Origin of the sequence: Streptomyces sp. NPDC088254 (assembly GCF_044740925.1) — a bacterium.
Lineage (GTDB): Bacteria > Actinomycetota > Actinomycetes > Streptomycetales > Streptomycetaceae > Streptomyces.
This window is the reverse complement of record NZ_JBIURQ010000001.1, coordinates 881765-907217: the sequence shown is the minus strand read 5'-3', so window position 1 is coordinate 907217 and position 25453 is coordinate 881765. Positions and strand designations below refer to the sequence as shown.

Annotated in this window: 20 protein-coding genes; 19 read left to right on the top strand and 1 reads right to left on the bottom strand. The window is 73.4% G+C overall.

Going from position 1 to position 25453, the window contains the following annotated elements:
• Nucleotides 1-23 precede the first annotated feature (23 nt).
• From ACIOC0_RS03955 to ACIOC0_RS03865, 19 genes are all read left to right on the top strand, one after another.
• Nucleotides 24-1244 carry a glycosyltransferase family 4 protein gene (locus tag ACIOC0_RS03955; RefSeq protein WP_402153195.1) on the top strand — a complete coding sequence of 407 codons (1221 nt, stop codon included), beginning with the start codon at nt 24-26 and terminating at the stop codon, nt 1242-1244.
• A complete protein-coding gene (locus ACIOC0_RS03950; RefSeq protein WP_402152058.1) occupies nt 1241-2611 on the top strand; it encodes a polysaccharide biosynthesis protein in 1371 nt (456 codons plus the stop codon). The genes ACIOC0_RS03955 and ACIOC0_RS03950 overlap by 4 nt, the downstream gene beginning before the upstream one ends.
• Nucleotides 2608-4128, top strand: coding sequence for a Wzz/FepE/Etk N-terminal domain-containing protein (locus ACIOC0_RS03945; protein WP_402152055.1), 1521 nt, complete (start codon nt 2608-2610; stop codon nt 4126-4128). Before ACIOC0_RS03950 ends, ACIOC0_RS03945 begins: the two co-directional genes overlap by 4 nt.
• 3 nt (nt 4129-4131) lie before the next feature.
• Nucleotides 4132-6066, top strand: a complete 1935-nt coding sequence (asnB, locus tag ACIOC0_RS03940) for an asparagine synthase (glutamine-hydrolyzing) (protein ID WP_402152053.1) — start codon at nt 4132-4134, stop codon at nt 6064-6066.
• Nucleotides 6067-6083: 17 nt separating this feature from the next.
• Nucleotides 6084-8261, top strand: a complete 2178-nt coding sequence (locus ACIOC0_RS03935; protein ID WP_402152050.1) for a bi-domain-containing oxidoreductase — start codon at nt 6084-6086, stop codon at nt 8259-8261.
• On the top strand, nt 8258-10231 hold the full coding sequence (locus ACIOC0_RS03930) for an alginate lyase family protein (RefSeq protein WP_402152047.1): 1974 nt from the start codon (nt 8258-8260) through the stop codon (nt 10229-10231). Before ACIOC0_RS03935 ends, ACIOC0_RS03930 begins: the two co-directional genes overlap by 4 nt.
• A gap of 17 nt (nt 10232-10248) precedes the next feature.
• The gene (locus tag ACIOC0_RS03925) at nt 10249-11784 is read left to right on the top strand and encodes a right-handed parallel beta-helix repeat-containing protein (RefSeq protein WP_402152044.1); all 1536 of its coding nucleotides are present in this window, start codon (nt 10249-10251) and stop codon (nt 11782-11784) included.
• 22 nt (nt 11785-11806) lie between these two features.
• Nucleotides 11807-13102, top strand: coding sequence for an O-antigen ligase domain-containing protein (locus tag ACIOC0_RS03920; RefSeq protein WP_402153193.1), 1296 nt, complete (start codon nt 11807-11809; stop codon nt 13100-13102).
• An 11-nt stretch (nt 13103-13113) separates the two neighbouring features.
• On the top strand, nt 13114-14325 hold the full coding sequence (locus tag ACIOC0_RS03915; protein ID WP_402153191.1) for a glycosyltransferase: 1212 nt from the start codon (nt 13114-13116) through the stop codon (nt 14323-14325).
• The gene (locus tag ACIOC0_RS03910; RefSeq protein WP_402152041.1) at nt 14322-15557 is read left to right on the top strand and encodes a class I SAM-dependent methyltransferase; all 1236 of its coding nucleotides are present in this window, start codon (nt 14322-14324) and stop codon (nt 15555-15557) included. The genes ACIOC0_RS03915 and ACIOC0_RS03910 overlap by 4 nt, the downstream gene beginning before the upstream one ends.
• Nucleotides 15554-16348 carry a glucose-1-phosphate cytidylyltransferase gene (locus ACIOC0_RS03905; RefSeq protein WP_402152039.1) on the top strand — a complete coding sequence of 265 codons (795 nt, stop codon included), beginning with the start codon at nt 15554-15556 and terminating at the stop codon, nt 16346-16348. The genes ACIOC0_RS03910 and ACIOC0_RS03905 overlap by 4 nt, the downstream gene beginning before the upstream one ends.
• A complete protein-coding gene (locus ACIOC0_RS03900; protein WP_402152036.1) occupies nt 16345-16992 on the top strand; it encodes a PIG-L deacetylase family protein in 648 nt (215 codons plus the stop codon). The genes ACIOC0_RS03905 and ACIOC0_RS03900 overlap by 4 nt, the downstream gene beginning before the upstream one ends.
• Before the next feature lie 3 nt (nt 16993-16995).
• Nucleotides 16996-18021 carry an NAD-dependent epimerase/dehydratase family protein gene (locus tag ACIOC0_RS03895; protein WP_402152034.1) on the top strand — a complete coding sequence of 342 codons (1026 nt, stop codon included), beginning with the start codon at nt 16996-16998 and terminating at the stop codon, nt 18019-18021.
• A gap of 65 nt (nt 18022-18086) precedes the next feature.
• Nucleotides 18087-19340, top strand: a complete 1254-nt coding sequence (locus ACIOC0_RS03890; protein WP_402153189.1) for a DUF4910 domain-containing protein — start codon at nt 18087-18089, stop codon at nt 19338-19340.
• Nucleotides 19337-20656, top strand: a complete 1320-nt coding sequence (locus ACIOC0_RS03885; RefSeq protein ID WP_402152031.1) for a hypothetical protein — start codon at nt 19337-19339, stop codon at nt 20654-20656. Before ACIOC0_RS03890 ends, ACIOC0_RS03885 begins: the two co-directional genes overlap by 4 nt.
• Nucleotides 20653-21600, top strand: coding sequence for a glycosyltransferase family 2 protein (locus tag ACIOC0_RS03880; RefSeq protein ID WP_402152028.1), 948 nt, complete (start codon nt 20653-20655; stop codon nt 21598-21600). The genes ACIOC0_RS03885 and ACIOC0_RS03880 overlap by 4 nt, the downstream gene beginning before the upstream one ends.
• Nucleotides 21597-22817, top strand: coding sequence for a polysaccharide pyruvyl transferase family protein (locus ACIOC0_RS03875; RefSeq protein ID WP_402152026.1), 1221 nt, complete (start codon nt 21597-21599; stop codon nt 22815-22817). Before ACIOC0_RS03880 ends, ACIOC0_RS03875 begins: the two co-directional genes overlap by 4 nt.
• Nucleotides 22814-23365, top strand: a complete 552-nt coding sequence (locus ACIOC0_RS03870; protein WP_402152024.1) for a dTDP-4-dehydrorhamnose 3,5-epimerase family protein — start codon at nt 22814-22816, stop codon at nt 23363-23365. The genes ACIOC0_RS03875 and ACIOC0_RS03870 overlap by 4 nt, the downstream gene beginning before the upstream one ends.
• A 7-nt stretch (nt 23366-23372) precedes the next feature.
• Complete coding sequence (locus tag ACIOC0_RS03865) at nt 23373-24698, top strand: glutamate-1-semialdehyde 2,1-aminomutase (RefSeq protein ID WP_402152021.1); 1326 nt, start codon at nt 23373-23375, stop codon at nt 24696-24698.
• A 22-nt stretch (nt 24699-24720) separates the two neighbouring features.
• Here ACIOC0_RS03865 and ACIOC0_RS03860 read toward each other — a convergent pair whose 3' ends face one another.
• Nucleotides 24721-25368 (bottom strand): phosphatase PAP2 family protein, encoded by a 648-nt coding sequence (locus tag ACIOC0_RS03860; RefSeq protein ID WP_402152019.1) that lies wholly within the window; start codon nt 25366-25368, stop codon nt 24721-24723.
• Between the last annotated feature and the right edge of the window lie 85 nt (nt 25369-25453).

The following is a 25453-nucleotide window of genomic DNA, read 5'->3' as shown; positions in this document are numbered from 1 at the left end:
GCGACCGGCCGGGCCGGCGTGCCCTGATCCTCGTGGAGAACCTGTCGGTGCCGTTCGACCGGCGGGTGTGGCAGGAGTGCACCACGCTGCGCGACGCGGGCTGGGAGGTGCACGTCGTCTGCCCGCGGGGGAGCAAGCGGGACACGGAGCCGGAGGTGGTGATCGACGGGGTGCGGATCCACCGCTACCCGTTGCGCGCGGCCACCGGCGGGCCGGCCGGCTATCTGCGGGAGTACGGGGCGGCGCTGTGGCACACGGTCCGGCTGGCCCGCCAGGTCGGCGCGGTCGACGTGGTCCACGCCTGCAACCCGCCCGACCTGCTGTTCCTGCCGGCGCTGTGGCTGAAGCGGCGCGGGGCGCGGTTCGTCTTCGACCAGCACGACCTGGTGCCCGAGCTGTACCTGTCCCGGTTCGGGCGCGGCGAGGACCTGCTCCACCGCGCCGTGTGTGCGCTGGAACGCCTGACCTACCGGGCCGCGGACATCGTGCTCGCCACGAACGAGAGCTACCGGGACGTCGCGGTGCGCCGTGGCGGCCGGCGGCCCGCGGACGTCTTCGTGGTGCGCAGCGCGCCCGACATCGGCCGATTCCACCCGGTGCCGCCGGAGCCGGAGCTGAAGCGCGGCAAGCCTCATCTGCTGTGCTATCTGGGGGTGATGGGCCCGCAGGACGGCGTCGACTACGCGCTGCGGGCCCTGGCGAGGCTGCGCGACGAGCTCGGACGGACCGACTGGCACGCGGTGTTCGTGGGCGGCGGCGACACCTTCGACGCGATGGTGGAACTGGCCGGCCGGCTCGGGCTCTCGGAACAGGTGGAGTTCACCGGGCGCGTCCCGGACGCCGACCTGGTGCGCTACCTGTCCACCGCCGACGTGTGCCTCTCCCCCGACCCGCGCAATCCGCTCAACGACGTGTCGACCATGAACAAGGTCCTGGAGTACATGGTGATGGGCCGGCCGGTCGTCTCGTTCGACCTCAAGGAGGCGCGGGTCTCCGCCGGCGACGCGGCCGTCTACGCGCCCGCGAACGACGAGAGCGCGTTCGCCGGGCACATCGCGCGGCTGCTGGACGATCCGGAGAAGCGGGCCCTGATGGGCAAGATCGGCCAGGAGCGGATCAGCGGGCCGCTGTCCTGGCGGAACTCGCAGGCGTCGCTGCTCGCCGCCTACGCCGCCGCCTGCAGTGGCCTCGCCGCGGCGCCGGCGGGCGGCCCGTACCGGCCGGGGAGAAGGCCGCGCCGTTGAGCGATGACACCATACGCCTGGTCACCGTCGGGCGGATCATCCGTCGGCGTGGGCGGCTGCTCGTCGTCCTCGCTGTGCTGGGCGCGCTCGTCGGCTACGGCGCCTCGCTGCTGTTCCCGCCGCGCTACACGACGTCGGCGTCGGTGCTGCTGCCGGGGGCGTGGGAGGAGCGTGAGCTGCTGACCCAGCAGGAGATCGCGACCAGTTCGGTGGTGGTCGACCGTGCGGCGGCCGAGCTGCGCTGGGCCGGGGTCGGCGGCGGCGAGCTGCGGGACCGGGTGAGCGCCGGCGCCGCCGACGGGAACATCATCAAGATCTCGGGCACGGCCGAGACCCCGGAGCGGGCGCAGCAGCTCGCCGACCAGGTGGCGCGGCAGTTCGTCGCGTACGCCGCGCGGGTCCTGGGCGACGGCGCCGGCTCCGCTGCGGCGGCGCGGCCCGAGGCGCTGCGGCAGCTGGTGGTGAAGACCAGCCGCCGTATCAACGAGTTGGCCGACGGGGCCGGTTCGGGGCAGAGCGTGGAGAGCGTGCAGACCCGCACCGAACTCGCGAAGCTGCGCACCGCGCTGCAGGAAGCCATCGACGAACTGGACAAGGCCGACCCCGCCACCCACAAGGCCGACATGGTCGTCATGGGGCCGGCGGCCCGGCCGACCGGTGAGGTTCCGCCGACGAGGGCGCAGCTCGTCGGCTCCGGGGCGCTGCTGTTCCTCCTGCTCGCGGTGATCGCCCACCTCGCCGCCGCGCGGATGAGCCGTCGGCTGCGCACCGGGCCGGAGATCGCCTCGGCGCTGGGCGCGACGCTGCTGGGCGCGGTCGACGTGCCCGCCGAACGGCGTGCGCGCCGTCCGCGGGGCCGGGGCCGGGGGGCTTGGGTCCGCCGGCTGCTCGGCGTCGACGTCCGGTGGGACACGCCCGCCCCGAGGGCGGCCGGCGACGAGGCCGGCCGGCGGATCCGCTACCGGCGGGTGTGCGCCCGCCTCCGGGACCGGCTGCCCTCGTCCCGTGAGCTGCTGGTCGTGGTCCCCGACGCTGACGAGGTCGCCGGCCGGGCCGCCGGGCAGCTCGTCGCCGAGGCCGAGGGCGATCCGCGCTTGCGGGTCGTCGAGGTGTCGGTGGCCCGGCCGATGGTGCCGGACCGCGACGACGAGGCGGGCGCCCTGGTCGTGCTCGGCGCGGGCGACTGGACCGCGGCGGAGCTCACGGGCGTCGCCGAGGCGTGCGCGGACGCCGGGCACGACGTTGTCGGCGTGGTCGTCGCCGGCACGGTACGGGCCGTCGCGGCGCGGTCCGCGGGCCGGTCCCGGTCCCGCGCCGCCGCTTCGGCGGTCCCGGTCGGCAACGAGGCGACGGGGGGTGCGGGGTGACGGCGGGTACGGCCGGGGGGCCGTCGGCCGCCGCACCGCTGCTCGACCTGCAGACGCTGGTGGCGGCGGTGCGCAGGCGGCGGCGTCTGTGGAGTTCGGCGGCACTGCTGGGACTGCTCGTGGGCGCGGCGGTGGCCATCCTGCTGCCGCCGCCTCCGACCGCCGTCGTGAAGGTGCTGGTCGCGCATCAGCAGGACCAGCCGAACGACACCGGGACGCTGATCCGCACCGACGTCGCGCTGCTGCACACCACGCGCATCGCCGGCAAGGCCCTCCAGGCGATCGGGTCCACCGAGAAGCCCGAGGACTTCATGCAGGACTACGAGGGCGCCGGTCTCACCAACAACCTGCTCCGGATCACCGTGACCGGGGACAGCGACGCACAGGCGGTGGCCCGTGCCGGGGCGCTGGCCGACGCGTTCGTCGCGGACCATGTCAGACGCATCCAGGAAGCCGCGAACGCCGAGGCCAAGACGCTCCTCGACCAGCGTGACCGGATCCGGGAGGACCTCGCCGAGGTCGACAAGGCGATCGGCGAGGCATCGACGCAGAGCGGGCCCAAGGCGTCGGCGAACATGGAGTCGCTCTTCGCCCGCCGTGCCGAACTCACCTCGCGCACAGCCGACTTCGGCCAGCGCGCCGCGGAGGCGCGCATCGGCACGCCCCAGCTCATCGCCGGCACGCAGATCGTCGACGCACCGCGCGCGGTTCGGCAGTCACTGCTCAGGGCCGCCGCCACCGACGCCGTGATCGGGTTGGTCCTCGGTCTCGCCCTCGGGCTCGCGGTGTCGTCGGTCGGCGCGGTGGTGGCCGACCGCCCCGTGCTGCGCCGCGACATCGCGGCGAACCTCGGCGTGTCGGTGATCACCGAGCTGCCCCGTCGGCCGGTCGGGCCGTGGCGTCGCCGGCGGGTGCGGGCGGCACGTGAGCGGCTCACCGCGTCCCTGGCCCGGACCGTGCGGGACTCGGCGGAAACGGTGTCGCTGCTGGAACTGGGGTGCGCGCACAGCGCGAGCGTGATCGCCCTGGACCTCGCCCGGGCGCTGGCGGCGGACGGTCCGGTGGCCGTCGTCGACGGACTGCCCGGCCCGCAGCTCTCCGGCCGCCGCCGGAAACCGGGAGACCCGGCCGTGATCGGCGGCGAGCACGCCATGGCCGCGTCGCCGCAGGAGCGCCGGCTCGGCGTCGGCTCGGTGGCGCCCGGCACGGCGTGGACCGACCTGCGGTACCTCGGCACGCGGACGGTGCTCGTCGTGCGTGCCGGGCACGGCAGCGCCGCATGGCTGCACACGGTGGCGCGGCAGCTCGCGGAACAGCACATCGAGGTGATCGGCGTGGTGCTGATCGACCCCGATCCGCGGGACCGGACCGACGGCACCCTGTGGAACGGGCCGTACACAGCGCTGCGCGGCCACCACGAGCGGACGGCCCAGAGGAACGGAACGGGCCGGCACCGGACGGAGCGGCCGCCGACCTGGGCGGCACGGGTCCCGGACAGCGACCAGGAGGCGCGGTAGGACATGTGTGGCATCGCAGGCACATACCGGTGGCCGGAGGGAAAGGCCGTGACCGACCGGCTCACCGAGGTCCTCGCCCACCGGGGTCCGGACGGGGCGGGCCGCTACAGCCATCCCGCCGGTGACGGCGAAGTACATCTGGGGCACCGCCGGCTGTCGATCATCGACCTGTCCCCGACCGGCGCCCAGCCGATGGTCTCGGACGGCCTGGCCCTGACGTACAACGGCGAGCTGTACAACGCGCCCGAGCTGCGTGCCGAGCTGACGGCCACCGGGGCGCGCTTCCGGGGCACCTCCGACACCGAGGTGCTGCTGGAGGCCTGGCGGCGCTGGGGCACGGACTGTCTGCCCCGGCTGCGCGGCATGTTCGCGTTCGGGGTCTTCGACGAGCGAACCGGTGAACTCGTGCTCGCCCGCGACCAGTTGGGCATCAAGCCGCTGTTCCTGATCCGGCGCGGCGAGGGTCTGGTGTTCGCCTCGGAGCTCAAGGCGCTGGCCGCCGTGACGGGCGGGTCGCTGGAGGTGGACCACGCGGCGCTGGTGGCCTCGCTGCTGTACTACTGGGTGCCGGACACGCGGTGCGCGTTCCGCGAGGCGGAGAAGCTGCCGCCGGGGAGCTGGCTGAGGTGCCGGCCCGACGGCCGGGTGGAGCGCGGCCGGTACTGGAACCTGAAGGACGTGGCCGCCGAGGGTCGGGAGCGGGCCCGGGCCGGTGAGCGGCCCGACCTGGCCGCCGTGGTCGAGGAGTCGACCCGGCGCCATCTGCTCTCCGACGTGCCCGTGGCGACGTTCCTGTCCGGCGGCCTCGACTCCAGCTATCTGACCGCGCTGGCGGCCCGCCACCGGCCCGGGATCTCCGCCTACACGATCGGGTTCCGCGCCGAGGACGCCAGGTTCGAGGCGATGCCGGACGACCTGCGCTACGCCCGGCGGGTCGCCGAGCGGTTCGGCGTCGACCTGCACGAGATCGAGATCGCCCCGGACGTGCTCGACCTGCTGCCGCGCATGACGTACCACCTGGACGAGCCGATCGGGGACCCCGCCGCGATCAACACCTTCCTGATCTGCTCGGCGGCCCGGGAGGCCGGGGTGAAGGTGATGCTGTCCGGCATGGGCGCCGACGAGTTGTTCGCCGGGTACCGCAAGCACCTGGCCAACCTGATCGCGCTGCGCTACCAGCGCGTCCCGCGGCCGCTGCGGAGCGGGGTGTCCGCGGCCGTGGACCGGCTGCCGGTCGCGACGAGCCGCCGGGGGTACCGGTCGGTGCGCTTCGCGAAGCGGTTCCTGTCCTTCGCGGGGCTGCCGGAGGAGACCGCGTTCCGGCGCAGCTACACCTTGTACGACCAGGCCGAGCTGCTCGCCCTGGTCGATCCGGACCTGGCGGGGACCGTGGACGACGTGCTGACCGAGCACGCGGACGTCTACCAGGACAACGACCTCGACGACTTCGTCAACCGCATGTGCCTCGCCGACGCCCGGATGTTCCTGCCGGGCCTGAACCTCGCCTACACCGACCGCTCCAGCATGGCCGCGTCGACCGAGGTGCGGGTGCCGTACGTGGACGTCGAGGTGGTCGAGGCGGCGTTCGCCGTGCCGGGCGACCGGAAGATCGTCGGACGGCAGGGCAAGGCCGTCCTGAAGGAGGCGGCCACGTCGATCCTGCCCAGGGAGATCGTCTACCGGCCGAAGGGCCTGTTCAGCGCCCCGCTGCGGGCCTGGATGAGCCGGGACCTGGCGCCGCTGGTGCGCGAGGTGGTCGACGACGGGGTGCTCGTCCGTTCCGGGTTCCTGCGCCGCGACGCGCTGGCGCGCATGGTCGCCGAGGACGCCGCCGGGCAGCGGGACTTCTCCAAGCACCTGTGGCATGTGCTGACCCTCGAGTACTGGTATCGCGACGCGACCTCCGGGTCCGGCCAGAGCACTCGCTTGACGGCGTAGGAATCAGAGGAGTTCGGGTGAAACAGGTCGTGCAGAACTACAAGAGCGGCGAGCTGGCGGTGCTCGACGTGCCGGCGCCGGGGTGCAAGCCGGGCGGGGTGCTGGTGCGTACCGCCTACTCGCTGATCTCCACGGGGACCGAGCTTATGAAGGTGTCCGAGGCGGGCATGTCGATGCTGGGCAAGGCCCGCTCCCGTCCCGACCAGGTCGCCAAGGTCGTGCAGAGCGTGGCGACCAACGGAGTGCCCGCGACCTACCGCAAGGTGATGGGCAAGCTGGACTCCTACACGCCGCTGGGCTACTCGCTGTGCGGGGTGGTCGAGGAGGTCGGCGCGGGCATCGACGACGTGAAGGCCGGCGACCTCGTCGCCTGCGCCGGCAACGAGCACGCGTTGCATGCCGAGTTGAACTGGGTGCCGAGGAACCTCTACACCCCGGTGCCGGACCGGCTCGCGCCGCGGCACGCGGCCTTCGGCACCGTCGGGTCGATCGCGTTGCAGGGCGTCCGCCAGGGCGAGCCGCGGCTCGGCGAGGTGGCGCTGGTCGTCGGACTCGGTCTGATCGGGCAGTTGGTGGTGCAACTGCTGGCCGCCTCGGGCGTCCGCGTCGTCGGGGCCGACCCCGATCCGGCGCGCTGCGAGCTCGCCGAGCGGCTGGGCGCGGCGGCCTGCGGCGATCCCGGCTCGGCGGCCGTGGAGGGCGCCGTCGCCGAACTCACCGGCGGCCACGGGGTGGACCAGGTGTATCTGGCCGCCGGCGGCGGGAGCAACCAGCCCGTCGAGCTGGCCGCGCGGCTGAGCCGCGACCGCGGCCGGGTCGTCGACATCGGCAAGTGCAGCCTGGACCTGCCGTGGAACGCGTACTACGAGAAGGAGCTCGACGTCCGTTTCTCCCGCAGCTACGGCCCCGGGCGCTACGACCCGGAGTACGAGCTGGAGGGCCGGGACTACCCGATCGGCTACGTGCGCTGGACCGAGCGGCGCAACCTGGCGTGCTTCCTCGACCTCGTCGCCCGCGGCCATGTCGACGTGGAGCCCCTGGTCTCGCACGTCGCCGACTTCGGCGACGCCGTCGAGACGTACCAGGGCCTTAAGGACGGCGAGTTGAAGGCCGTGGCCGTGCTGTTCCGGTACCCGGGGCAGGCGGTGGAGGCGGCGGCCCCGGCGGTGGCCGTGCCCACGGTGAGCGTGAAGCCGCCTCCGGCCCGGGCGGCCACGACGCCGGTTCGCCTCGCGTTCGTCGGCGCGGGGAACTACGCGACGTCGATGCTGCTGCCGCACCTGGCTCGCCGCGACGGCGTGGAGCTGTCGGCCGTCGTGACCACGACGGCGCTGTCCGCGGCCAACGCGCGGCGCAAGTTCGGCTTCGCCGCGGCGACCACCGACCTCGACGCAGTGCTCGGCGACGAGTCCGTCGACGCGGTGTTCGTGGTCACCCGCCACAGTTCGCACGCCGAACTGACGCGCAGGGCGCTGCTGGCCGGCAAGGCGGTGTTCGTGGAGAAGCCGTTGGCGCTCACTGAGGACGAACTGGCCGGTGTTCTCGCGGCTGTCGAGGAGTCGGGCAACGACCGGCTGCAGGTGGGCTTCAACCGCCGGTTCGCGCCGCTGCTGCGGGAGGCCAAGGAGCGCTTCGGCGCCCGCAGCGGTCCGGCGAACCTGCGCTACCTGGTCAACGCGGGCCGGCTCGCGCACGGCAGCTGGTACCTCCGGCAGGGCACCGAAGGTTCGCGGTTCGCCGGCGAGGGCGGGCACTTCATCGACACGGCGAGCTGGCTGCTGGAGGCCGACCCGGTCTCGGTGTACGCGGTCGCCCCGTCCGGCAACGAGGACCTGAACGTCGTAATGCGCTACCCGGACGGGTCCACCGCCACGCTCAGCTATGTCACCACCGGCCCGTCCGGCTTCCCCAAGGAGACACTGGACCTCGTCGCGGACGGCAAGGCGCTGCGGCTGGACGACTTCGTCCGCGCCTCGGTGTACGACGGCCGCCGCAGGCAGTGGGTCGGTTCGCGGCTGCCCAGGGCCCGGGACAAGGGCCAGAACGCCGAACTGGCCGCGTTCGTCAAGGCCGTGCGGACCGGCGGGCCGATGCCGGTGCCGCTCGAGTCGCTGGTCGCCACGACGGCGGCGACCCTCGCCGTGCACACCGGCCTGGCGAGCGGTGCGCCGGTGACGCTGGAGCGGACGCGATGACCGTCAGCTCGGGGAGCCCGGGATGGTACCTGCGGCGGCTGTCCCGGATGGGACCGGCGGAGGTCGCGGGCCGGGTGAACGACACGGTGCGCAGACGGCGGTGGCGCGCGGCGCCGCCCGACTGCCCACGCGTGACCGGCGCCCGGTTCACGGCGGTGCTGCCCGCGGGGACGGTCGCCGAGGTGCCGCCGGACGCGGTGAAGCGGCTCGTCGCCGAGGCGGACCGGCTGATGGACGGGCACGCCGAGTACTTCGGGGTGGTCCGCGACGACATGGCCGACCCGGACTGGTCGTGGGACCCGAAGACGGGGCGCCGGGCGCCCCAGGGTCACGCCTTCGACGTGCCGTACCGGGACGAGGACTCGGTCGGGGACATCAAGCAGATCTGGGAGCCGTCCCGGCACCAGTACCTCACCGTGCTCGCCGCCGCCTACGCGGTCACCGGAGACGAGCGGTACGCCGAGCGGGTGGCGGCGCACCTGCGGTCGTGGTGGGCGGCCAACGCGCCGCTGCGCTCGGTGCACTGGACCAGCGGCATCGAGCTGGGGATCAGGCTGCTGTCCTGGGTGTGGATCCGCCGGCTGCTCGACGGCTGGCCGGGCGCGCCCGGACTGTTCGAGGGCAACCCGGTGGCGGTGAACCAGATCTGGCACCATCAGCGCTGGCTGGCCGCCTTCCCCAGCCGGGGGTCCTCGGCGAACAACCACGTGATCGCCGAGGCCGCCGGGCAGTTCGCCGCGGCCTGCGCGTTCGGCTGGTTCCCCGCATCGGCGCGGTGGCGGGCCGACGCGCTGACGTCGCTGGAACGGCATCTGCGCGGCAACACCTTCCCCTCCGGCCTCAACCGCGAGCTGGCGAGCGAGTACCACGGACTGGTGCTGGAACTCGGCCTGGCCGCCCTGGCCGAGGCGGACGCGGCGGGCGTGCCGGTTCCGGCGACCGTACGGCTGGTGCTGCTGCGGATGACGGACGCGCTCGCTGCCGTCGTGGACAACCGGCTGCGGCCGCCGCGCCAGGGGGACGGAGACGACGGGCACGGTCTGGTCGTGGACGGCGCGGGCACCGACCGCTGGGCCTCGCTGCTGGCCACCGGGGACGCCGTGTTCGGCCGGCTCGCCTGGTGGCCGGCGGTGACCGGCGCCGATGTACGCACCCCGCTGCTGGCCGCGCTGATCCGGCCGTACGCGACGAAGGGGACCACGCGCCCGGCGAGCCGGCCGGGCCACTTCGCCGACGCCGGCCTGACCGTCCTGCGCGGTCCCGGGGAGATCTGGTGCCGCTGCGACGGCGGCCCGCACGGGTTCCTGTCCATCGCCGCGCACGCTCACGCGGACGCGCTGTCCGTGGAGGTCCGGCACGACGGGGTCGACGTGCTCGCCGACCCGGGGACGTACTGCTACCACGGGCAGGCGCAATGGCGGCGGTACTTCCGGTCGACCCTCGGCCACAACACCCTTCAACTGGACGGCGAGGACCAGTCCGTCTCCGGCGGCCCGTTCCTGTGGACCCGGCACGCCCGCAGCCGCGTCCTGCTCGCGGACCCGTTCGACGCCTCCGGCGGGGGGACGGCCCGCTGGTGCGCCGAGCACGACGGCTACCGGCCCTCCACGCACCGCCGCCGGGTGGAACTGGTGGCCGCTACCCGGGAGTTGAGGGTGGTCGACGAGGTGCGCGGCGGACACGGCCGACGCCGGACCGTGCGGCTCGCCTTCCACCTCGGCCCGGCGATCGCCGCGGTCCTGGTCGACGACCGGGCGGAACTCACCTGGACCCGGGACGGCGAGGAGCGCTCCGCGACGCTCCACCTGCCCGGGCGGCTGCACTGGCGGGCGCACTACGGCGAGAGCGACCCGCCACTGGGCTGGTACTCCCCCGGCTTCGGGCGCAAGGAGCCCGCCACGACGCTTCTCGGCACCGGTCTCGCCGACGGCGCGGCGGAGTTCACCACCGTACTCAGGTTCCACGGCTAGGCAGGGGGAGGGGACACGTGGGGATCGAGCGGCGGCACCGGGCGTTCGCCGTGGCACCGCTGGCGCTGGCCCTGCTGGCGGCGACCGGCTGCGAGAGCGCGCCGGACGCGACGCCGAAGCCGAGCGCGCGGCGGAGTGCGTCCGTCGCGCCCGCCGCGGTGGCCCGGGTGTGCGCCGCGCCCGCGGCCGGGCCGGCGAAGGCGCCGGCGGGAGCGGTGACGGTCGATCCCGCGGTCCTCGGCGACCTGGCGGCGAAGACCGAGAGCAGCCCGCCGCACACCACGTTCTGGCTTCGGCCGGGCCGGCACCTGCTGGAGCCGGACCGCTACGCCCAGGTGATCCCGAAGGAGGGGAACACCTACCTCGGCGCGCCGGGCGCGGTGCTCGACGGGCGGAAGACCAACCAGTACGCGTTCGGCGGCACCGCCCGGGGCGTCACCATCGGCCATCTGACCGTGCAGGGCTTCGTCGCGCCGCACGACGAGGGCGTGGTCAACCATGACATGGCCGACGGGTGGGTGATCGAGCACGCGAAGATCCAGTACAACTCGGGCGCCGGGCTGATGGCCGGGGCCCGCCAGCGGGTCCGCGCCAACTGCCTGCGCGGCAACGGCCAGTACGGCATGAACGCGTACAAGACCGGTGACTCGATACGCGGTCTGCTGGTCGAGGGCAACGAGATCGTGGGCAACAACACCGACGACTGGGAACGCCGGCGGCCGGGCTGCGGCTGCACCGGAGGCGTCAAGTTCTGGGCGGTCGACGGCGCCGACGTGCGCGGCAACTGGGTGCACGACAACCGCGGGGCCGGGTTGTGGGCGGACAACAACAACAACGACTTCCTGGTCGAGAACAACGTGCTGGAGGCCAACGACGGCGCCGCGCTGATGTACGAGACCAGCTACAACGCGATCATCCGGAACAACATGATCCGGCGGAACAACTGGGTCGAGGGCCGCAGCGGCGCCGAGCGCGGGGACAGCTTCCCGTTCGCGGCCGTCTATGTGTCGGAGTCCGGCGGCGAGCCCCGGATACCGGCCCGCACGGACAAGATCGAGATCTACCGGAACGTGCTGAAGGACAACTGGTCCGGGATCACCCTGTGGGAGAACGCCGACCGGTACTGCAACAGCCCGGCCAACACCTCCACGGGGTACTGCACGTTGCTGGTGAAGGACACCGGCAGGTGCGCCCGGCCGGCGATCGCCGTCGCGCCGCTCTACGCGGACTGCCGGTGGAAGACCCAGCGGGTGGACATCCGCGGCAACCGTTTCGCCCTGGACACCTCCGTCGTCGAGTGCGCGGCGCAGTGCGGCCGCATGGCGGTGCTCTCCAACTACGGCACCTACCCGGACTGGTCGCCGTACAAGGGCAAGCGGGTGGCCGAGGCGATCACCCTCAAGCAGGGCAACCGCTGGCACGACAACGTCTACCGGGGGCCGTGGAGCTTCGTCACCGACGACCAGAGCCGGACGCTGGACTTCGCCCAGTGGCAGGGCACGCCGTACCGGCAGGACGCGGGCAGCACCCTCGACCCGAGGGACGGTGGCTGACATGGTCGGCGACCGCACACCCATGGGAGAGGACCGCGCCCCGAGCCACGGGGTCCACGGAGCGACGGGTGGTGACGGCGCACCCGGGGGCGGGGACCGCACACCGAAGGCCGTGGGGATCGCCTGGGCCCTGCTGGGCCTCAACACGCTCGGCTCCGCCGGGGCGAAGACCGTCGTCCCGCTGCCCCGCTCCCTCATCCAGATGGCCACCATGGGCGCGCTGGTCGCCGCGTTCACGCTGGCGCTCCTGCTCAATGTCCGGCTGCTCGTCCGGCCCAGCGCCTTCGTGTTCCTGCTCACCCTGCTGCTGGTGCCGAGCGTGATCTCCAGCGCCGATCCGCAGTCCGGGCTCGGCGCGCTGTTCCGCTGCGCCCGGCTGGTCGTCTTCGTCGCCACGCTGTGGCTGCTCAGTCGCTGGTGGGACGGTGGCCTGACGTTCGTCCGCTACCACATCCGGATGTACTTCGCGGTGCTCGTGCTGGTGGCCGCCGGTCTGGCCGTCTCGCCGGGCACGGCCATGCCCGACTACTACGGCGGGCGGCTGGTCGGCGCACTCTGGCCGCTGACACCGCCGCAGATCGGACAGTACTCGGCGGTGATCATCGGGCTGACCGTGCTGCTCCTCATGGGCCGCCGGACCACCACGGCCGGCGCGGCGGCGGTCATCGTGCCGGCGCTCGTCCTGCTCGCGTTGACCCATACCCGCACGGCCACGCTCGGCCTGCTCATCGGGCTGGCGTTGGCGATCGGCTCGCTCGTCCTGACCAGCGCCGCCGCCCGCCGGTTCTTCACCTGGGCGGTGGTGTGCGCCCTGGTGGCCGCGGTGGCGTTCAGTTCCGCGCTGCGGGCGTGGTTCCTGCGCGGGCAGAGCAAGGAGAACTTCTCCAACCTCACCGGCCGGGCCAAGGTGTGGGACGCCCTGCTGGCGGCGCCCCGGACCACGGAGGAGAGGGTGTTCGGCGTGGGCCTGGGCGACAAGTCGTTCGACGGACTGCCCATCGACAACAGCTGGCTCGCCGTCTACCTCGAACAGGGGCTGACCGGCGTCGCCATCGTGGCGGCCGCCCTCCTCGTGCTGGGCGGCGTGGCCCTGCTGCGGCCGCCGTCGCTGCCGAGGGCCTGCGCGATCTTCCTGATCAGCTACGTGGCGCTCTCGTCGTACACCGAGGCCGGGCTGGGCGACGCCTCGCCGTACCTGCTGCACCTGGCGCTCGCCGCCACCCTGCTGGCGGCGCCCGCCCCGAACGCGCCCCTTCCGGCGCCCGAAGGCCCCCGCCGACGCATCCCGAGATGGGTCCGCAGAACGGAGGTGACCTGACCGTGCGAGGCCTGCACGTGCTGGTACTGCACAACCACTACTCCTCGGCGCAGCCGAGCGGGGAGAACAGGGTCGTCGAGCAGGAGGTGGGGCTGCTGCGTGCGGCCGGGCACCGGGTGGAGGTGTTCGAGCGACGCAGCGACGACATCGCCTCCCGGTCCCTGCTGGGCAAGGCGGCGGTGCCGCTGCTGGTGCCCTGGAACCCGGCGGTCCGCTCCGAGCTCACCGCCCGGCTCCGCGCCGAGCGGCCGGACGTGGTCCACGTCCACAACGTCTTCCCGCTGCTGTCGCCCGCGGTGCTGGCCGCCTGCGCCGACGCGGGCGTGCCCGCCGTCGCGACGCTGCACAACTACACCCAGATCTGTCCGCCCGGCACGCTGCGACGGGACGGCCGGCTGTGCACCGAGTGCGTCGGTCCTGCGGTGCCGCTGCCCGCGGTCCGGCACGGCTGCTACCGGAGTTCCCGGCTGGCGACGGTGCCGCTCGCGGTGAGTCTGTCGGTCAACCGGCGGCGGTGGCGATCGGGGGTGGAGCGGTTCTTCTGCATCTCCGAGGCGCAGCGCGACATCCTGGTGCGGGCCGGCATGCCGGCCGAGCGGCTGGCGGTGAAGCACAACTTCGTGCCCGAGCCGGGTGTCCGCCGGACGGGCGCCGGCGAGCAGTTGCTCTTCCTGGGCCGGATGGCGGAGGCCAAGGGGGTGCGGCTGCTCATGGCCGCGTGGGACGAGGTCGCCGCGGCCGGCGGGGTGGGCGTGCCGCTCGTGCTCGCCGGGGCGGGGCCGCTGGAGCGGGAGGTGACCGCCTGGGCGGAGGGCCGCGACGACGTGCGCTTCGCCGGTCTGCTCGACCCTGACCGGTGCCGGCGCGAGATCGCGCGTTCGGTCGCCGTGGTGGCTCCCTCGATGGCTCTGGAGACGTTCGGCCTGGTGGTCGCGGAGGGGATGGCGGCGGGGGTGCCGGCCGTCGCCGCCGGTCACGGCGCGTTCGTGGAACTGGTCGAGGACGGGGTGAGCGGGCTGCTGCACCGGCCGGGCGAGGCCGCCTCGCTCGCGGCATGTCTGCGCCGGATCACGGCCGCCCCGGACCGCAACCGGGAGATGGGCCGGGCGGCCCGGCGGCGTTACGAGCAGGAGTTCAGCCCGGTGGTCGGGCTGGAGCGCCTGGTGGAGGGGTACCGCTCCGCGATCGCGGGCCGGACGGAATCAATGGGGGGCAGTAGATGACACGATGCCGACTCTGCGGCTCGGAAGCGATGGCGAGCGTCGTCGACCTGGGGGCGACGCCGCCCTGCGAGAGCTTCCTCGCCGCGGACCGACTGGACCGGCCGGAACCGGCGTACCCGCTGCATCTGCGGGTCTGCACCGACTGCTGGCTCGCGCAGATCCCGCCGCTGATCACGCCGGAGGAGACGTTCGAGGAGTACGCGTACTTCTCCTCGTACTCGACGTCCTGGGTGGAGCACGCGCGCACGTTCGTCGCCGACGCCGTGCGGCGGCTGGGGCTCGGGGCCGACGCCTTCGTGGTGGAGGTCGCGAGCAACGACGGGTATCTGCTGCGGCACGTGGTGGACCGCGGGATCCGCTGCCTGGGCATCGAGCCGTCGGTGAACGTCGGGGCGGCGGCGCGGGACGCGGGAGTGCCCACGCTCACGGAGTTCCTGAGCCCGGACACCGGCACGGCCGTGCGCGCCGAGCACGGCCCGGCGGACCTGGTCGTCGCGAACAACGTGTACGCGCACATCCCCGACGTCGTCGGTTTCACGCGGGGACTGCGCGCCCTGGTCGCCGACGACGGCTGGGTCTCCGTCGAGGTGCAGCACCTGCTGACCCTGATCGAGGAGAACCAGTACGACACGATCTACCACGAGCACTTCCAGTACTACACGGTCGCCTCCGCGATCCGGGCCCTCGCGAGCGGCGGACTCGCCCTCGTGGACGTGGAGTTGCTGCCCACGCACGGCGGCTCCATCCGGCTGTGGGCCCGCCCGGCCGAGGTGGCCGGTGAACCGACGCAGCGGGTGACGGACGTGCTGGCCCGGGAGAAGGCGGCCGGGCTGCAGGAGCTGTCCGGGTACACCGAGTTCTCCGCCCGGGTGGCCAAGGTGCGCCGGGACCTGCTGAAGTTCCTCATCGAGGCGGCCGAGCGCGGCGAGACGGTCGTCGGCTACGGCGCCCCGGGCAAGGGCAACACCCTGCTCAACCACTGCGGCATCCGGCCCGACCTGCTCCCCTACACGGTCGACCGCAACCCCTACAAGCACGGCAGGTTCACCCCGGGCACCCGCATCCCGGTCCTGCCGCCCGAGCGGATCGCCGCGGACAAGCCGGACTACGTCCTGGTCCTGCCGTGGAACCTGCGGGCAGAGCTGACCGAGCAGTTGTCCTATGTGCACGACTGGGGCGGCCGGCTCGTCTTTCCCATACCGGAACTGAGCATTGTCGAGGTCGAGCGGTGAAGGTCGTACTGTTCTGCGGCGGTTACGGGATGCGGATGCGCAACGGGTCCTCCGACGACGTGCCCAAGCCGATGGCGATGGTCGGCCCCCGGCCGCTGATCTGGCACGTCATGCGCTACTACGCGCACTTCGGGCACACGGAGTTCATCCTGTGCCTGGGGTACGGGGCGCACCACATCAAGGACTTCTTCCTCAACTACGAGGAGACGACGTCCAACGACTTCGTACTTAGGGGCGGGCGGACGGAGTTGCTGTCCACCGACATCGCGGACTGGACGATCACGTTCGCGCAGACCGGCATCGAGTCCCCGATCGGGGAGCGGCTGCGCCGGGTGCGGCACCACCTGGACGGCGACGAGATGTTCCTCGCCAACTACGCCGACGTGCTCACCGACGCCCCGCTGCCGGAGATGATCGACCGGTTCGCCCGGCGTGACGCCGGCGCGTCGATGATGGTGGTGCCGCCGCAGTCGTCGTTCCACTGCGTGGACCTCGGCGAGAACGGCCTCGTGGGGGGCATCACCGCGGTGAGCGACATGCCGCTGTGGGAGAACGGCGGCTACTTCGTGCTCCGCCAGGAGGTCTTCGACCACATCCCGGAGGGCGGGGACCTGGTCGCGGACGGGTGCACCCAACTCGCGAAGCAGGGAAGGCTGTTGGCGCACCAGCACCGCGGCTTCTGGAAGCCCACCGATACCGTGAAGGAAAGGGCCGCACTCGACGAGGCCTACGCGCGGGGCGACCGCCCGTGGGCCGTGTGGGAGCGGGACGGCGCGGGGGTGAGCGCGTGATCCGTCTCGGGGCCGGGCGGCTGGAGCGGATCGTCGCGGTGGGCGCGCACTGCGACGACATCGCCATCGGCGCCGGCGGCACGCTGCTGACGCTGTGCCTGGCGCGGCCGGGCGTCCGTGTCGACGCGCTGGTGCTGTCCGGAGGCGGCGGCGAGCGGGAGCAGGAGGAGCGGGCCGCGCTCGCCGCCTTCTGCCCGGGCGCGGACCTTCGGCTGACCGTGCACAAGCTGCCCGACGGCCGGCTGCCCGCGCACTGGGAGGAGGCCAAGGGCGCGGTCGAGGAGCTGCGCCTGCGGACCGACCCGGATCTGGTCCTGGCCCCGCGCGCCGACGACGCGCACCAGGACCACCGCGGCCTGGCGCGGCTCGTGCCCACGGCGTTCCGCGACCATCTGGTCCTCGGCTACGAGATCGTCAAGTGGGACGGCGATCTCGGCCGTCCGTCGGTGTACCAGCCGCTGTCGCCGGAGAGGGCCGAGGAGAAGGTGCGGCTGCTGCAGGAGCACTACCCCTCGCAGCGGCACCGGCCCTGGTACGACCGCGAGGCCTTCCTCGGTCTCGCGCGGATCCGCGGCATCGAATGCCACGAGCGTTACGCCGAGGCGTTCACCGTCACCAAACTCACGCTCAACCTGGGGGGTTGAACCTTGCGCGTACTGCTGACCGGACACCAGGGCTACCTGGGCACCGTCATGGCCCCGGTGCTCGCGGCCGCCGGGCACGAGGTCGTCGGTCTGGACGCCGGCCTGTTCGCCGACTGCGTCCTCGGCGAGACGCCCGCGGACCCGCCGGGACACCGGGTGGACCTGCGCGACGTCACGGCCGAGCACCTGGCCGGGGTGGACGCCGTGGTCCATCTGGCCGCACTGTCCAACGACCCGCTGGGATCGCTGGCGCCGGAACTCACCTACGACATCAACCACCACGCGTCCGTACGGCTGGCCCGGCTGGCCCGCGACGCCGGGGTGCGGCGCTTCCTGTACGCGTCGACCTGCTCCGTCTACGGCGCGGCCGGCGGTGACGACCTGGTGGCCGAGGACGCCCCGCTGCGCCCGGTGACGCCGTACGCGGAGTCGAAGGTGCGGGTGGAGGACGACCTGCACGCCCTCGCCGACGGCGACTTCAGCCCGGTGTACATGCGCAACGCCACCGCCTTCGGCTTCTCACCCCGGCTGCGCGCCGACATCGTGCTGAACAACCTCGTGGGGCACGCCCTGTTGTCCGGCGAGGTGCTCGTGCTCTCCGACGGCACGCCCTGGCGTCCGCTGGTGCACGCCGCCGACATCGCCCGGGCCTTCACGGCCGCGCTGGCCGCGCCGCGCGAGGCGGTGCACGGCCGGGCGTTCAACATCGGCAGCGAGACCAACAACGTCACCGTCGCCGAGATCGCCGAGCAGGTCGCCGAGGCGGTGGACGGGGCCAAGGTGGTGATCACCGGGGAGAACGGCGCCGATCCGCGGTCGTACCGGGTGGACTTCTCCCGGTTCCGCGCAGCGATCCCCGGCTTCGAGTGCGCGTGGACGGTGAAGCAGGGGGCGCTCGAACTCGCCGACGCCTACCGGAAGTTCGGGCTGACCCAGGAGGGCTTCGACCGGCGCTTCACCCGGCTGGCCGTGCTGCGCGCGGCGTCCGACGCCGGCGCGGTCGACGATCGCCTGCGGTGGCGCCGGTGACCGCGGCCGACGAACAGCCCGTGACCGGGGCCGGCGAAGGGCCGTCGGGGTCGGCCGGCGAGGAGATGCACGCGCTGGTGAAGCGGCTGTACCCGCTGTGCCGGAGCATCACCGGCGACGGGGTGCGCGCCACCCTGGACATCGTCGGCGAGCACGTCCCGCTCCAGGTGCACGAGGTGCCGACCGGGACGCAGGTCCTCGACTGGACCGTGCCGCAGGAGTGGAACATCCGGGACGCGTACATCGCCGACGCCGCAGGGAACCGGGTCGTCGACTTCGCCGCGTCCAGTCTGCACGTGCTCGGCTACAGCGTGCCGGTGTCGGCGACCATGCCGCTGGCCGAGCTGCGAAGCCACCTGCACACCCTGCCCGACCACCCGAACTGGGTTCCGTACCGCACCAGTTACTACAAGCGGGAGTGGGGGTTCTGCCTGACCCAGGAGACCCTGGACGCGCTGCCGGACGGCGACTACGAGGTACGGATCGACTCCACGCTCGCCGACGGCCACCTCACCTACGCCGAGCACGTGATCCCCGGGCAGGTCGCCGACGAGGTCATCGTCTCCTGCCATGTCTGCCACCCCTCGCTGGCGAACGACAACCTGGCCGGCGTCGCGGTGGCGACGTTCCTGGCGCGGGAGCTGGCGGAGCGGACGCCTCACTACACCTACCGGTTCATCTTCGCGCCCGGCACGATCGGGGCGATCACCTGGCTGGCCCGCAACGCGGAGCGGGTGGACCGGGTCAAGCACGGGCTGGTGCTGGCCTGCGCCGGCGACCGGGGTCGAGTGACGTACAAACAGAGCAGGCGCGGCGACGCGGAGATCGACCGGGTGCTGCGGCATGTGCTGTCCACCTCCGAACGCCCCCACCGCGTCACCGAGTTCACCCCGTACGGCTACGACGAGCGGCAGTACTGCTCGCCCGGGTTCGACCTCGGCGTGGGCTCGCTCAGCCGGACCCCGTACGCCGGCTACCCCGAGTACCACACCTCGGCGGACGATCCGGACTTCGTCTCCCCGGAGGCGATGGCGGACACGCTCGCCGTGTGCCGCGAGGCGTTCGGCGTCCTGGACCGCAACCGGCGATACGTCAACCTCAGCCCTTACGGCGAACCGCAGTTGGGCCGGCGCGGGCTGTACGACGCGCTCGGCGGCCGCAGCGACACCAGGCAGGCCCAGATGGCCATGCTCTGGGTGCTCAGCCTCTCCGACGGCGAGCACAGTCTGCTGGACGTCGCCGAGCGGTCCGGGCTGCCGTTCGACGCCGTCGCCGAAGCGGCCGACGCCCTGCGCGACGCCGAGCTGATCAAGGCGTGAGACCGGTGGGCACCGAGAGGGACGAGGCGCGGACGAGCGCACGGACGACCGTGCGGCCTGCCGCGTCCGGCAGGCGGGGCCTCGTCGGCCGGCTGTCGTGGGGGCTGGCCGACCAGGCGGCCTCCAGCATGTCCAACTTCGCGGTGGGCATCTATGTGGCCCGCTCGCTGGGGGTGACCGCGTTCGGCGTGTTCAGCCTGGCCTGGGTGACCTACGGCGTGGTGCTCAACGTCTCCAGGGGCCTGGCCACCGACCCTCTCGTGGTGCGCTTCAGCGGCGTGCCGGAGGCGTCCTGGCGCGCGGCGGTGGCCCGGTCCTCGGGTACCGCGCTCTGCGTCGGCACCGCCCTCGGCACGACGTGTCTGCTGGCCGGCCCCGCTCTCGGCGGCTCCGTGGGGCCCGCGTTCGCCTGTCTCGGCGTCATGCTGCCGGGACTGCTGCTGCAGGACGCCTGGCGGTTCTCGTTCTTCGCCGCCGGCGCCGGGCGCAAGGCGTTCGTCAACGACGTCGTGTGGGGCGTGGCGCTCGTCCCGGCCATGCTCGTCGCGGCCCGCGTCGGCAGCGTCGCCGCCTTCGTGCTCGCCTGGGGCGCGTCCGCCGCGGTCGCCGCCGCCTACGGGTGCCTCCAGTCCGGCATCCGGCCCCGGCCGTCCGGGGCACGCGACTGGCTTCGTGAGCAGCGCGACCTCGGCTACCGGTACCTGGTGGAGAACGTCAGCCTCAGCGGCGCCAGCCAGCTGCGGGCGTACGGGCTCGGCGTGATCGCCGGGATCGGCGCGGTGGGCGCGGTGCGGGGCGCGGAGCTGCTGCTCGGCCCGTTCCTCGCCGTGCTGATGGGCCTGTCGCTGGTCACCGTCCCCGAGGCGGCAAGGGTGCTGCGGCAGGCCCCGCGGCGGCTGGCGAAGTTCTGCCTGCTCCTCGGCGGCGGGCAGGCCGCCGCCGCACTGCTCTGGGGCGGGGCGCTGCTTCTGACGCCGGACCGGCTCGGCGCTCTCGCGCTCGGCGACGTCTGGCCTTCCGCCTCCCGGCTCATCGTGCCGGTCACCCTCGGCGTCGCGGGCGCGAGCCTCGGCACCGGCGCGGCGGCCGGGCTGCGCGCGCTCGCCGCGGCCCGGCGCAGCCTGCGCTGCCAGCTGTTCGCCTCCGTCTGCTACGTCGGCGGCGGGCTCGGCGGGGCGGTCGCGGCCGGCGCGGTCGGCTCGGCCTGGGGCGTCGCCGCCGCGACCGTCTGCGGCTCGGCCGTGTGGTGGCTGCACCTGCGCTCCGCCCTGCGCGAGCACCGTCAAGAACCCATCCGCGAAGTGAGGACGTCATGACCGCCCACCCCCGGCTGAGCGTCGGCCTGCCCGTCTACAACGGCGAGGAGTACCTGGCCGAGTCGTTCGACGCCCTGCTCGGCCAGACCTACGAGGACTTCGAACTGGTCGTCACCGACAACGCCTCGACCGACGGGACCGAGGACATCTGCCGCGAGTACGCCGCGCGGGACCCGCGCATCCGGTACCTGCGGCTGCGCCGTAACATCGGCGCCGCGCCGAACCACAACTACGTGTTCACCCAGTGCCGGGGCGAGCTGTTCAAGTGGGCCTCGCACGACGACCTGTACGCCCGGGACCTGCTGCGGGCTTGCGTGGAGGCGCTGGACGAGCGGCCCGAGGTGGTCCTCGCGCACGCCGACCAGGCCGTCGTCGACGAGGACGGCAAGGTGAAGGTCCCCTACGCGTACACGCTCGACACCGCCTCGCCGAGCGCGCCCGCGCGCTTTCGCAGCATGCTGTTCGAGCCCGGCGGCGACGACTTCTACGGGGTGATCCGGGCCGATGTGCTGCGCCGGGTGAAGCCGCACGACAGCTACCACCACGCGGACCGCACGTTCGTCGCCGAGATCGGCCTGCACGGCCCGTTCCACCAGGTGCCGGAGCTGCTGTACTTCCGCCGCGACCACCCCACCCGGGCCGAGCGGGCGAACCCGTCCAAGCGTGCCCGGTGCGTCAACCTGGACCCGCGCCGGGCGGGCCCGCTGCACCCGACGCCCCGGCTCCTCGCCGAGTACGTCGGCGGCTTCGTCGGCGCGATCCGGCGGGCGCCGCTGTCCTCGTCCGACCGGCGCGCGTGCTACGGGCACCTGGCCGCGTGGATGGCCAGCCGGGCCCGGCCGGGCGCCGGTGAGCGCGTCGAGGACCGTGCCCCGGTCGACCCGGCCCTGCTCACGGTCTCCGTGGACGACCTGGTCGCCGGCCGTGAGCGGAGGCGGACATGAAGGCGGCGACACGGGTGGGGGTGTTCGGCCTGCTCGGCTCCGGCAATCTCGGCAACGACGGGTCGCTGGAGGCCGTGCTCGGCTATCTCCGCACCGAGCACCCGGACGCGGTCGTGGACGCGCTGTGCGGCGGGCCCGAGGTCGTCGCCGCCCGGTACGGCATCCCCGCGACACGGCTGCACTGGTACCGCGGGGAGTACCGGACCGCCTCCCGTGCGGGCGCGGTCGCGGCGAAGGGACTGGGCAAGCTCGTCGACGTCTTCCGTACGGCCGCCTGGGTGCGCCGGCACGACGTGGTGATCGTGCCGGGCATGGGGGTGCTGGAGGCCACGCTGCCGCTGCGGCCCTGGGGCTTCCCGTACTCGCTGTTCCTGCTCTGCGCGACCGGCCGGCTGTTCGGCACGCGGGTCGCGCTCGTGGGCGTCGGCGCCGGCCCGATCGGCGACCGGCCGACCCGGGCCCTGGTGCGCTGGTCGGCGCGGCTGGCCGCCTACCGGTCGTACCGGGATGCCCAGTCCCGCGACGCCATACGGGCGATGGGCGTGGACACCGCGCGCGACGAGGTGTGTCCCGACCTCGCGTTCGCACTGCCGACACCGCGGGCGAAGGCGCCCTCGGGGCCGCCGGGGCCGGTCTGCGTGGGCGTCATGGACTTCCACGGCGGCAACGACGACCGCGCCCGGGCCGAGGAGATCCACCGCCGCTACCTCGACGGGACGACCCGCTTCGTCCGCGCGCTGGTCGCGGAGGGCCGGCCGGTCCGGCTGCTCACCGGCGACGCGTGCGACGCGCCGGTGGTCGCCGCGATCCTCGACGCGGTGGACTCGCCGCTGGTCACCGCAGCCGAGGCGGCCTCACTGGACGGCCTGACGAAGGAGGCGTCGGCCGCCGACGCCGTCGTCGCCACCCGCTACCACAACCTGGTGTGCGCGCTGAAGGCCGGCACGCCGACCCTCGCGCTCAGCTACGCGGCCAAGAGCGACGCGCTCATGGACCGGATGGGACTGGGCGCGTACTGCCATCCGGCCCGCGAGGTCGACGCCGACCGGCTGCTCGAACAGTTCCGCGCGTTGGAGAAGCACTCGGCAGAGCTGCGGCGGACCCTCGCCGAGCGGAACCTCGCCGTCGCCCGGCGGGTCGACCACCAGTTCACCGCCCTGACGGCGGCCCTGTTCCCCGAGTCCGCCCCTGTCCACGCCCTGAGGGAGGCTCCTTGAGAGCGACCGAAGTCCCGGCGATCGCCGGCGCGTACCTGTTCGAGCCGACGCCGCACGCCGACGAGCGCGGCTTCTTCTGCCGCACCTTCGACGCCGACGTGGTCCGGTCCGTGGGCCTCGACCCGGACGCCTTCGTCCAGGACAGCCTGTCCCGCTCGGTACGGGGCGTGCTGCGCGGCCTGCACCTGCGCTCCGGCGCCGGCGAGGCGAAGCTGGTGCGCTGCTCGTACGGGAGGATCTTCGACGTCGTCGTGGACCTGCGCCCGGACTCGCCGACGTATCTGGGTCAGGCCTTCTTCGAGCTGTCCGGCGAGACGCAGGTGAGCCTGTACGTCCCGGCGGGGTGCGCGCACGGCTTCCAGGCGCTGACCGACATCGCCGACACCTCGTACCGGATCGACCGTGAGCACGATCCGGCCGAGGACGTGACGATCGCCTTCGACGACCCGGAGCTCGCCATTCCGTGGCCGCTGCCGGTCACCTCGATGTCCGGGCGGGACCGGCGGGCGCCGAGCCTCGCCGAGGTCCTGAAGCAGAAGGAGAGCTGAAGTCAGCGTGGACACTGAGGAGTTCCGCCTGCCCCGGTCGCGGCTGGCGAACGAGCGGCTGCACGCCCTGATCCCCGGGGGCGCGCACACCTACGCCAAAGGTGACGACCAGTACCCCGAGGGCCTGGCCCCGGTCATCAGCCACGGCCGCGGCGCCCACGTGTGGGACGTCGACGGCAACCGCTACGTCGAGTACGGCTCCGGCCTGCGGTCGGTCAGCCTGGGCCACGCCCACCCACGGGTGACCGAGGCGGTGCGGCGGGAGCTCGACCGCGGCGGCAACTTCGTCCGCCCGTCCGTTCTCGAGGTCGAGGCCGCGGAACGCTTCCTGGCCACGGTGCCGACCGCCGAGATGGTGAAGTTCGCGAAGAACGGCTCCGACGCCACCACGGCCGCGGTGCGCCTGGCCCGCGCGGTCACCGGGCGGCCACGGGTGGCCCTCTGCGCCGACCACCCGTTCTTCTCCGTCGACGACTGGTTCATCGGCACCACACCGATGTCCGCCGGCGTCCCGGCGGCGACCACCGAGCTCACCGTGTCCTTCCCGTACGGCGACCTGACCGCCGTACGGGACCTGCTCGCCCGGTACCCGGACGAGGTGGCCTGCCTGATCCTGGAGCCCGCCACCCACACCGAACCGCCGCCCGGGTATCTGGAGGGCCTGCGCGAACTGGCCGACCGGCACGGCTGTGTGCTGGTCTTCGACGAGATGATCACCGGCTTCCGCTGGTCGGAGGCGGGCGCGCAGGGCCTGTACGGCGTCGTTCCCGACCTCTCCACGTTCGGCAAGGCGCTGGGCAACGGGTTCGCCGTCTCCGCGCTGGCGGGACGGCGCGAGCTGATGGAGCGGGGCGGACTGCGTCACTCCGGTGAGCGGGTGTTCCTGCTGTCCACCACGCACGGCGCGGAGACGCACTCGTTGGCCGCCGCGACGGCCGTGCAGGCGACGTACGTCGAGGAGGGCGTCACCGCGCGGCTGCACGCCCTCGGCGAGCGGCTTGCCGCCGGTGTCCGCGAGGCCGCGGCCGCCATGGGCGTCGGCGACCACCTCGTCCTGCGGGGGCGGGCCAGCAACCTGGTCTTCGCCACTCTGGACGAGAACCTCCGGCCGTCGCAGCGGTACCGCACTCTGTTCCTGCGCCGGCTTCTCGCGGGCGGGGTGCTGGCCCCGTCGTTCGTGGTGAGCGCCGCGCTCGACGACGCCGACATCGCTCACACCGTCGACGTGGTGGCCGAGGCGTGCGCGGTGTACCGCAAGGCCCTGGACGCCGGCGACCCGACCCCCTGGCTGGGGGGACGGCCGGTGAAGCCGGTGTTCCGGCGGCTGGTGTGAGGTGGCGTGACGTGATGTGACGTCAGCGAGCTGTGGGCTGAGGTGATGTGGGCATGCGGCCGGCCGTGCGGTCGACCAGCCACGCGGTCGCCGGTGTCACCGCCAGCGCGGTGCACCAGCCGCCGAGGGCGTCGGTCGGGTAGTGCGCCCCCAGGGTGACCTGCGCCCAGCCCATGGTGGCCCCGGCGACCAGCGCCGAGGCGAGCACGAGTGACATGCCGGCCGCGCCGCCGAGGCCGGGCCGGCCGGTCGCGAGCAGCGCCACCGCGAGGGCGAGGGCGGTGAGGAAGGCGGTGTGGCCACTCGGGTAGGACAGGTTCGCCTCGCCGTGGATGGTGCGCCCCACGAGGTGCTTGAGCAGCGTCGCCGTGCCGACGGCCGCGCCGGCGCCGGCGACGACGGACACCGCCGCGCGAGGCCGCCGCAGGAGCAGGCAGCCGATGACGGCGGCCCCCACCAGTGTCGCCGCGCCCAGGGGCTCGCCCAGGAAGTCCACGGCCAGGGCGATGTCCCGCCACGGCGGCCCCGCCCCGTCCACCGCCGCGCATATGCGCGTGTCCAGGGCGCCGGGTGTGCTGTCGCCGGCGTACAGGCCCCCCAGCCCGAGGACGACGAGTGCGGCGAGGACCGCGGTGAGCCCGAGCCACGCGCGCAGCGATGGAGGCAGCACGCTGGTGTCACCTTCCGGCCGACACCAACTCCTCGCCACCGAGCCTCACTTGTCCATCACTTCGGCCAAGGACGCCGAAACCGGA